10 protein-coding genes and 1 pseudogene are annotated in these 9234 nt (G+C 66.0%); 3 read left to right on the plus strand and 8 right to left on the minus strand.

Annotated features, from left to right (window positions below):
* Positions 1-675 (plus strand): 5-methylcytosine restriction system specificity protein McrC (locus BEN49_RS06905; RefSeq protein WP_204376070.1); only part of this gene is annotated, 675 nt, incomplete at its 5' end.
* A 130-nt stretch (positions 676-805) separates the two neighbouring features.
* Here BEN49_RS06905 and BEN49_RS06910 read toward each other — a convergent pair.
* Positions 806-1066, minus strand: coding sequence for a hypothetical protein (locus tag BEN49_RS06910; RefSeq protein WP_070742324.1), 261 nt, complete (start codon positions 1064-1066; stop codon positions 806-808).
* Between the two features lie 173 nt (positions 1067-1239).
* On the opposite strand from BEN49_RS06910, the gene BEN49_RS06915 reads away from it, so the two are divergent.
* Both BEN49_RS06915 and BEN49_RS06920 read left to right on the plus strand, forming a co-directional pair.
* On the plus strand, positions 1240-1821 hold the full coding sequence (locus BEN49_RS06915) for an RNA polymerase sigma factor (protein WP_239691848.1): 582 nt from the start codon (positions 1240-1242) through the stop codon (positions 1819-1821).
* Between the two features lie 140 nt (positions 1822-1961).
* Positions 1962-3149 carry a S1C family serine protease gene (locus BEN49_RS06920; RefSeq protein ID WP_083325851.1) on the plus strand — a complete coding sequence of 396 codons (1188 nt, stop codon included), beginning with the start codon at positions 1962-1964 and terminating at the stop codon, positions 3147-3149.
* Positions 3150-3222: 73 nt separating this feature from the next.
* Here BEN49_RS06920 and BEN49_RS06925 read toward each other — a convergent pair whose 3' ends face one another.
* From BEN49_RS06925 to BEN49_RS06955, 7 genes and pseudogenes are all read right to left on the minus strand, one after another.
* Positions 3223-3438 (minus strand): hypothetical protein, encoded by a 216-nt coding sequence (locus tag BEN49_RS06925; protein ID WP_070742326.1) that lies wholly within the window; start codon positions 3436-3438, stop codon positions 3223-3225.
* Between the two features lie 57 nt (positions 3439-3495).
* Positions 3496-4074, minus strand: a complete 579-nt coding sequence (locus BEN49_RS06930; RefSeq protein WP_070742327.1) for a hypothetical protein — start codon at positions 4072-4074, stop codon at positions 3496-3498.
* 277 nt (positions 4075-4351) lie between these two features.
* Positions 4352-4863 (minus strand): annotated as a pseudogene (locus BEN49_RS06935) (fasciclin domain-containing protein).
* Between the two features lie 138 nt (positions 4864-5001).
* A complete protein-coding gene (locus BEN49_RS06940; RefSeq protein WP_070742328.1) occupies positions 5002-5481 on the minus strand; it encodes a free L-methionine (R)-S-oxide reductase MsrC in 480 nt (159 codons plus the stop codon).
* Between the two features lie 92 nt (positions 5482-5573).
* The gene (gene ribD / locus BEN49_RS06945) at positions 5574-6629 is read right to left on the minus strand and encodes a bifunctional diaminohydroxyphosphoribosylaminopyrimidine deaminase/5-amino-6-(5-phosphoribosylamino)uracil reductase RibD (protein ID WP_070742329.1); all 1056 of its coding nucleotides are present in this window, start codon (positions 6627-6629) and stop codon (positions 5574-5576) included.
* Positions 6630-7007: 378 nt separating this feature from the next.
* The gene (locus BEN49_RS06950; RefSeq protein WP_070742330.1) at positions 7008-7745 is read right to left on the minus strand and encodes an SDR family oxidoreductase; all 738 of its coding nucleotides are present in this window, start codon (positions 7743-7745) and stop codon (positions 7008-7010) included.
* A gap of 84 nt (positions 7746-7829) precedes the next feature.
* Complete coding sequence (locus BEN49_RS06955; RefSeq protein ID WP_070742331.1) at positions 7830-8720, minus strand: AraC family transcriptional regulator; 891 nt, start codon at positions 8718-8720, stop codon at positions 7830-7832.
* Positions 8721-9234 lie beyond the last annotated feature (514 nt).

Consider the following 9234-nt stretch of genomic DNA (forward strand, 5'->3'; position numbering starts at 1 on the left):
GAAGTGCAGCACTTGCGGCGGCGGCTGCCCGGGGGGCCCGGGCTCGGGCCGGCCGGGCCCCGTCGGCCGCTTTGTTTGGGGCCCTGCACCGGCAGCGGTGGGGGGGCGAGGGCGGCGTTTGCCCTGCACTTGTGCGAGCTGGTGTGGCGGCACGCGCTGCCCGCGCCGGGCCCGGGCCGCAGCCGGGTGCTGGATTTCCGGCGCGATGAGCCGCTGATGGCGCGGCTGTTCGAGCAGTTTGTGCGCAACTTCTACCGACGCGAGCAGCGGCAGTACCGGGTGTTTGCCGAAACCATTGCCTGGCAGGCCCAGGCCGCCGCGCCCGCCGACCTCGACCTGCTGCCCACCATGCTCACCGACACGACGCTGGAGAGCCCGGCCCGCAAAATCATCCTCGACACCAAGTACTACGCCGCCGCCCTGCGCCCGCGCTACGACCGCCCGCGCCTCATCGCGCCCCACCTCTACCAGCTGTTTGCCTACCTGCAAAACCAGGCGCCTGCCCCCGGCCAGGCCCTGGAAGGCATTTTGCTGTACCCCGCCGCCCCCGCGCCGGCCGCGCCCCCGCTCGACGCGCGCTACACCCTGGGGCCCCACCCCGTGCGCGTGGCCACCCTCGATTTGCACCAGCCCTGGCCCGGCATCGCCGCCGATTTGCTGGCCCTGGTAGCCTGATAGGCAATGCTTATTACCCTGATAATTAATGCCCATTACAGGGCATAAAAAAACAGCCCGGACTTTCCATGAGGAAAATCCGGGCTGTTCAACCGGGGGGGTACGAGCCAGCCCGAAGGCCGGCGGGCAACTACTTAGGAGCCTCGGTGGTGGTGGTGGTGGTGGCAGCAGGAGCCATGGCGCCATCGGCAGGAGCCGTGGTGGTGCCAGCAGCAGGAGCCATCGCGCCGTCAGCGGCCGGAGCCATTGCGGTGGTGTCGGTGCTCATGGTGGTGGTGGTCTCGGTGGTAGCCGGGGTGGTGGTGGTGGTTTCGGCGGTCTTCGACTCGCACGACGACAGACCAGCGGTGAGGGCGAGGCCCAGGGCAGCAAATTTAACGAGCTTGTTCATGTTGGGGTATTTTTGAAAAGATTTTAACTGAAAATCGCTCTTTATCCGTCTTTCCGTAAAAGGTAACCCGCCCGTCAAAACTTTTTTTCCGGCGGGTTACTTCCCACCCTTCCTTGTATTAACCCCCAAAGCGAATGAGCAGAGGCGACTCTTCTTCTTCATCTTCGACTCCCTTGGTACCCGCCCCCGACGAAGCCTTGATTGCCGCCATCCGTGGGGGCGACGAGCGGGCCCTGGCGCAGCTCTACCGGCTGCACTGGCCCATGGTGTCGCACTTCGTGCTGCAAAACAGCGGCTCGGACGACGACGCCCAGGACGTGTATCAGGAAGGCGTGATGGTTTTTTATGAAAAGGTGCGCGACGGCTCGCTTGAGCTTAGCTGCCAGATCAAAACCTACCTCTACGCCGTGTGCCGCCGCCTCTGGCTCAAGCGCCTCACCAGCAAAAGCCGCTTCGGTGTGCGCTTGCAGGAAGACGAAGACTTGGGGCCCCTGCACCACACCGGGGCCGAGGACGACCTGCTCGCCGCCGAGGAACAGGACCGCCGCTTCACCACCATGAGCGAGGCCCTCGACCACCTCGGCGAGCCGTGCCGCTCGCTGCTCGAAGGCTTCTACCTGCTGGAGAAATCCATGCAAGACCTGACGGCGGAGTTCGGCTATACCAACGCCGACAACGCCAAAAACCAAAAATATAAGTGCCTCGTGCGCCTCAAAAAACTCTTCTTTGCCCACTACAAGGAAGCCCCTATCTAGAATTTCAGTGAACAGTTATCAATGAGTAGTGAACAGTGAACAAGGTGCAGTTACCGGCTTGCAGCTGGCCCTTTCCGGGGCCCCCGCCGCTAATGGATAACTGCTCACTGCCAACTGATAACTGAAAAGCTGCCGCCGCCATGCAAACCGAAGCCGATTACTACGCCTTATTTGACGCCTACGCCCGGGGCGAGCTGGCCCCGCCGGCCCGCACCGGCCTGGAGGCCCGCCTGGGCGCCGACCCCGACTTTGCCCTGCGCTACGCCGATTTCGACGAGCTGACGGGCACGCTCCGGGCCGTGGGCCAGCGCCGCGCCCTGCGCCAGCAGCTGCGTGACCTGCACGCCGAAATGCTGGCCGAAACCTCGGCGCAGCAGCCAGCGGCCGACGCGCCGGCCCCCGGGGCCCTGCGCGCCACCGTGAACCCGCTGCTGCGCATTTCGCGCACCGAGCGGGTGCTGCGCGATTTTTGGAGCGGGCACCGGGCCACCGTGGGCGTGGCCGCCTCGGTGGCGGTGCTGGCCGTGTTTGGCTCGCTGCTGGGCCTGGAAGCGTGGCGGACGTTCAGTGCCAAGCCCTCGACGTACGGCTACACAATGCTGCGTCTGGAATTGAAGCAGCTGCAAAAAAACCAGCGCGCCCTCAGCCGCAGCCTCAACCAAGTGGATACCGGCAAGGGCGGGGCCCCAGCGCCCGTTAACAACGGCAAGTTCAGCGGCACGGGCTTCGCCCTCACCGCCGACGGCTACCTAGTCACGAGCTACCACGTAATCCAAGGCGCTGATTCGCTGCTGATTGAAGGCCGCGACCAGCAGCACTACCACGCCGAAACGGTGTACGCGGACCGGGCCCACGATTTGGCCATCCTGCGCATCAAGGACCGCGACTTCAACGGCTTTGGCCGCCTGCCCTACACCTTCAAGGCCGGGCAGGCCGACCTGGGCGAGCGGGTGTACACCCTGGGCTACCCGCGCGAGGACATGGTGTACGGCGACGGGGCCCTAAGCGCCCGCTCGGGTTTCGGCGGCGACACGGCCTTCTATCAAGTCAGCATTCCGGTGAACCCAGGTAACTCCGGGGGGCCCTTGCTTGACGAGCACGGCAACCTCATTGGCGTGGTAAGCGGCCGCCAGAGCGACGCTCAGAGCGCGGCCTTCGCCACCAAGTCGTCGCTGTTGCTGCGCCTCGTCGATTCGCTGGCCAAAAAGCAGCCCGCCGCCCCCTACCACCTGCCCCATACCAACCGCCTAGTGGGCACCCCGCGCCCTCAGCAAATCAAGAAGCTGCAAGACTTCGTGTTCGTCGTGAAGGTGTTCGAGAAAGACTAAGCGTTTGCTTAACAACCAAAAAGGCCCGGCAGCTCATCGAGCTGCCGGGCCTTTTTGGTGGCTGAACCCGCCGTCATTCGGTAGCAATGGTGGCCTGAATGGCGGGGTTGTACACCACGTTTTGATAGGCGGGCAGGGGGTGCCAGCCGCGGCCCGCCACGAAGACCCAGCCCAGGTTTTGCGCCTCCCTCATGCCTTGCAGCACTTGCCCGTAGCGGCTGGTGGGGCGCGGCTGTTTGTCCAGCCCCGTGGTTTCGTAGCGGCACAGAAAACGGTCGTCGGTGTACACCCATTCCAGGGCTACGAAGAAGCCGGCCGGCGGGTGAAATTTGGAGGGCGAGTCCTGTTAGATCGACGGCGTGCCACCCTTCCCGGCTGGGAGTAGTGAGCAGGGTTTTGGTGAGTAAGTCGGTGTCGGGGCCCCACCGGGCCCGTCGGCTGCGTAGAGGCGCACCCGGAACGGGGCCTGGCTCAGGGCTTTGCCATCGCAGGGCGTGCCCAGGGTTTGGATGAGCCCATTGCCTAGCAGAAAGGCCACTTGCTGGAGGTAGCCGGCCGCGCCCGGAGCAAAAAAGCGCGCCAGCTGGTAGCCACGGCTGCTGGCCCCAGGCCCGCTGCACGCGTAGCCCAGGCGGTGGCTGCGCCCGATGGGCCCCACCACCACCACGGGCCCGGGCCGCACCACCACCGCCCCCAACGCCACCGGCAGGGCCACCAGCTGCACCCGCAGGGGCCCGGCCGCGGGCACTGCCACCCGGCCCGGGCCGTAGCCCAGCGCCGAAACCACCAGCGAATCGGTCGGATCCGAAGCCGCGGGCAGCACCAGCCGAAACGCGCCGGCCGCGTTGCCTTGGGCCCCGGCCTGCAAGCGCAGCAGCTCCACCGTGGCGAAGGGCACCGGCTGACCAGTGCGCTGCTCCACCACGGTGCCGGTAATAAGGGCCTGGGCCGGGCTGCCCCTGGGGCCCCCAGTAGCAGGCTTGCTAGAAAGTAGCCGCGGTGAGCCATGCCGCAAGGAGCTGCCAATTAGCCAATAGGTTGCAACGGCAGCACCTGCCCACTGCCCAGGAACTAAGCTGGGGCTCCCGCTGGCAATTCCTGGACTGCCGCGCCCGGGCCTCATCTGGAACTGCCGCTCAAGAAACCTAAAAAGGCCCGGCCGCTCGTCGAGCAGCCGGCTTTTTAGGTTTCTTGAGCGGCAGTTATTTGCTGGGCATCAGCACGGCATCGATGGAATGTACGACGCCGTTGGTGGTGGTGATGTCGGCCTTCTCCACGGTGGCCGAGCCGCCCTTGGCGTCCACAATCATTACGCTCTCGCCCTGTTTCTTCACCGTCAGCATTTCGCCTTGCACGGTTTTGAGCTGTTGGCCATCCGTAAGGGAGGCAGCTTTATAGCTGCCGGGCACCACGTGTAGGTAAGGATGTTGCTGAGCATCTTTTGGTTAGCGGGCAGCAACAGGTCGTCGACTGTGCCGGCGGGCAGCTTGTCGAACGCCTCGTTGGAGGGCGCGAACACGGTGTAGGGGCCCTGGCCCTTGGCGGCATCGGCCAGGCCCGCGGCTTGCAGGGCCCTGAGCAGGGTGGTGTGGTCGGGCGACATAGCGATGCTGCCGGCCAGGTCTTTGTTGGTGGCTTGGGCGGCGGCCGGTAGCTCCGCGCCCACTAGTAGGAGTAGGCCCAGCAGGGCGGCGAACAACGATTGCTTGCGCATGGGAGCAGGGGTTGGGCAGGAGGGTGCCACCCAAAGTTCCGCCCCAGGTTTTTTGTTTGTGATTATAAACTGATTAATAATTATTTAATCCAGGCATCAAGCCCCGGGGCGGAGTCGCCCGCCGCCCAGGGCCCCTACCTAGAACCACTGCGCTGCCTGCTGCATCAGCTGCTCCAGGGCGGCTTGGTCGTCGGCGTCGAAGTCGTTAAGCTGGTCGCTGTCCACGTCGAGCACGGCCACCACTTCGCCGCTTTTGAGGACGGGCACCACGATTTCCGACTTCGAATCGGAGCTACAGGCGATGTGGCCGGGGAACTGCTCCACGTCGGGCACGAGCAGGGTGCGGGCCTGCGCCCAGCTGCCGCCGCACACCCCGCGCCCCTTGCGAATGCGGGTGCAGGCGATGGGGCCCTGGAACGGCCCGAGCACCAGTTCGTCGCCCTTCACGAGGTAGAAGCCCACCCAGAAAAAGCCGAACGCCTGCCGCAGTGCGGCGGCCGTGTTGGCCAGGTTGGCGGTGAGGTCGGGCTCGCCGGCGGTGAGGGCGTCGATTTGGGGCAGCAGCTCGGCGTAGCGGGCGGCTTTGGTGGTGGCGGTGAGGGCGAGGGTTTCGGCCATTGGAGGTAGCGTGGACTCTGCGAGTCCGTGCGTTTATAGGTGGTGGTTCAAATAGATTAAATTAAGTAACGCGCGGACTCGCAGAGTCCACGCTACTCGTTCAGGTAGCGAAATAACTGGTCGTCGCCCACGTCTTCGACGCTCTGCAAGCCGCTGAGGCCCAAGCGTGGGGCGGGGATGCCAGCCCCCAGCGTGCGGGGACTGCGCAAGACGCGGATTTCATCCCACAGCCCCGCATTCAGCAAGGCGTTGAGCACCGTGGGGCCCCCTTCTACCAGCACCGACTGCACCTGCCGCTGCCAAAGGTCGGCCATTATCTGGGGCATCAGGTCGTCGGCCTCGGTGAGGGTGGCGTAGGCGCGGTTGGGGGCGTCGGGGCGCTGGCGGTAGGTGTAGAACAGGGTGGGCTGTTGGCCGTCGAGCACGTGGTGGGTGGGCGGCAGGCACAGGTTTTTGTCGAGCACCACGCGCAGCGGGTCGGGGCCTGGCCAGTCGCGCACGTTCAGGTGGGGATTGTCGTGCAGGGCCGTGCGGGTGCCCACCAGAATGGCCTGCTCCTCGGCCCGCCATTGGTGGGTGAGGACGCGCGCCTGGGGCCCGCTGATGGCCACCGGCTGGAAGTAGCGCCCGGCCAAAAAGCCATCGGCCGTTTCGGCCCACTTCAGCACCAGGTAGGGCCGCTTTTTTTCGTGGAAGGTGAAGAAGCGCCGGTTCAGCCAGCGGCCCTCGGCGGCCAGCAGGCCGGTGCTCACCAGGGCCCCGGCGGCGCGCAGCTTCGCGTTGCCGCGGCCCGCCACCAGCGCAAACGGGTCGTCGTTGCACACCACCACCTCGGGCACACCGTGGGCGATGAGCAGGTCGGCGCAGGGGGGCGTTTTGCCGTGGTGGGCGCAGGGCTCCAGCGTCACGAACACGCGGCTCTCCGCCAGCAGCGACTTATCGGCCACGCTGGCCACGGCGTTCACCTCGGCGTGGGGGCCCCCGTACTGCTCGTGCCAGCCCTCGCCGATGATGCGGCCCTGGTGCGTTATTACGCAGCCCACCAGCGGGTTGGGCCGGGCGTAGCCGGTGCCGCGCAGCGCCAAGTCGAGGGCGCGGCGCATAAACAAAGCGTCGTCGGGAGCGTCGGGGAAGGGGGCGTCGGCCATGCCGCAAAAGTAACCGCGCCGCCGCACCGCGGGGCTGCTGGCTGCTGCGCCGGCCGGTGGGGCTCAGCATTGCCTTTACGCACCCCGTAACTACAGCGGTTTCGGAGTTTATGCGTAGTGTAGGGGCGGGCTTGCCCCCGCCCGTCCTGGAACGGAATTGTAGGGCGGGCGCGACCTGCGGGCGGGGGCAAGCCCCGCCCCTACGTCCACTAGTCCCGAAATGGCTATAGGTGGGGCCCCGCGCGGCGGGCGGATGCGGGTGCTTCTCCGCCAGAAACTGTTGAGAAACAGCAAGCCCGGCCGGGCTGTCTTGCCCGCGCACACGCAATGGCAAAGCAGCCCGGCCGGGCTGTTGCCACGGGCCAGAGACCGCCGGTTTTACCAGGGGCTGATGCCCGTTTCGGGTGCGTTGTCGTCGCTGAAGAACTGGCTGGTGGGGCCGTCGGGTCCCAGCGTGGCGGCGCGTACCAGGCGCGCGGCGGCATCGGCCACGCTGCCGGGGCCGCTGTGGTGGTTGAAGTCGGTGGCGGTGTAGCCGGGGTCCACGGCGTTCACTTTGAAGGGCGTGTCGCGCAGCTCGTAGGCCAGCATGATGGTGTAGGCGTTCAGGGCCGCCTTGGATGTATTGTAGGCGGCGGCTTTCACGGCGTAATACTTCCAGGATGGGTCGTTGTGCAACGTGAGCGAGCCCAGCCCGGAGGTCACGTTCACGATGCGGGGCGCGGGCGACTGCCGCAGCAGGTCGACGAAGGCCTGCGTCACCCCAACGACCCCAAACACGTTGGTTTCAAATACCTCCTTAATTGCGCGGACGTCGGTGCCGAGCGCTTCTTGCGGAAACGCCCCGCTGATGCCGGCATTGTTGATAAGCACGTCCAGAACGGTGGTTTTCTGCCCCAGGGCCTGCCGGGCGGCGGCGATGGAAGCACCGTCGGTTACGTCGATCTGGATGGGCTCGACCTCGGCGAAGCCTTCCGATTTGAGCTGGTCGGCGGCCTGCTGGCCTTTTGCTAAATCGCGGCTGCCCAGGTACACGTGGTAGCCGTGCTGGAGCAGTTGGCGGGCCGCTTCAAAGCCAATGCTTTTGTTGGCGCCGGTGATGAGTGCTGTCTTCATGGAGAATGCTAGTCAGTTGCTTAGGTGGTTGACAACACAAAATTACCGGGGCCCCCTTGCGCGGCTGGCACCCATTCCGCGGCATTACTGGTACATTTTGCGGATGGTGGCGCGGTACTCGGCCGGCGTCACGCCGGTTTCGCGCTTGAAGAAGCGGTTGAAATAGGACGCCTCCGAAAACCCGAGGTCGAAGGCCAACTCCTTGAGCGAGAGCGGGGTGTAGAGGAGCAGGCGCTTGGCCTCCAGTACCAGGCGCTCGTGCAGGTGCTTGATGGCCGGCTTGCCGCTCTGGGCCTTCACCACCTCGCTCAGGTGCCCCGCCGAAATGTGGAGCAGCGCCGCGTAGGCCCCCACCTCGTGCAGCTCGCGGTAGCATTCCTCCACTTTGGCCCGGTAGGTTTTCAGCAGGTGCTGGTCGGCCGAGGGCTCGGCGCCCGTGAACTGCTCGGTGTACAGCCGGCTCAAGTAGGTGAGTAGCACCGTGAGGTAGGCGGTGAGCATGCGGTGCTGCCACTCGCCGGGGCGGTGGTGCTCGGCCTCAATTTTGGCCAGCAGCTCCTCCACTAGGGCCCCATCGGCCGCCGTGAGCAGCAGCTCGTGCCCGCGGTGGGGGTTTTGGATGAGGGGCAGCTCCCGCAGGGCCGCGTTTTGCTGCAAGGCCAAAAACTCGTCGGTAAATTCGAGGCGGGTGCCCCAAAAGGGCGTGGCGGCTTCCTTGACCAATATTTGGCTGGGCGCGGTGAAGTACAGCGCGTTGTCCTGGCGCTCGTAGGGCGTGGCGTCTACCCAGTGCCGGCCGCGGCTGTGCTTCACAAACACCAGTAGGTAATACGCCTTGCGGTGCGGCAATAGCAGGTTTTCCTCGTAGGGCAAGTCGCCTTCCGAGCGCACGATGGTGAACAAGTTGCTCCCGGTGGCCCCGTCCTGCTCGAACGGATGCACCGGAATCGGCTGGTTACGGGTAAGCGTCTGCATAAATTGGGCTCCTGTAGTTTTCCACTAAGTACGGGCGCGGGGCCCCAGCCGGAAAACCAGGCGGGCCAGGCCAGCCTGGTAGCCGCGAGCTTCTGCGCAATGGCCGCGCCGCCGGGTTTCGAAGGGCAGGGGCTCCGTGGTTTTGGCCGGCAATGGCCCGTGGCTTGGGTGGGTGCTGCGGGGAAAGCCGGCGGGATGTTGCCCGGGGCCCCACCTTTGCCCGATGACCACCCGTGCCCTCACCGACCACCTCGCCCTGGCCCTCGCCGCCACCTACCCCGCCCCGGAGGCCGCCGCCATCGCCGCGCTGGTGGCCGAGCACGTGCTGGGCCTCGATGCGCTCCAGCGCCGCATGCGCGCCCAGGAGGCGTGCCCGCGGCGTGCAACAGCAGCTGCCGGCCCTGGAGGCCCGCCTGCTGGCCCACGAGCCGGTGCAGTACGTGCTGGGCACCGCCTACTTCGCCGGCATGGAGCTGGAAGTGACGCCCGCCACCCTCATCCCGCGCCCCGAAAC

This window comes from Hymenobacter coccineus, from assembly GCF_001816125.1.
Taxonomy (GTDB): Bacteria; Bacteroidota; Bacteroidia; order Cytophagales; family Hymenobacteraceae; genus Hymenobacter; species Hymenobacter coccineus.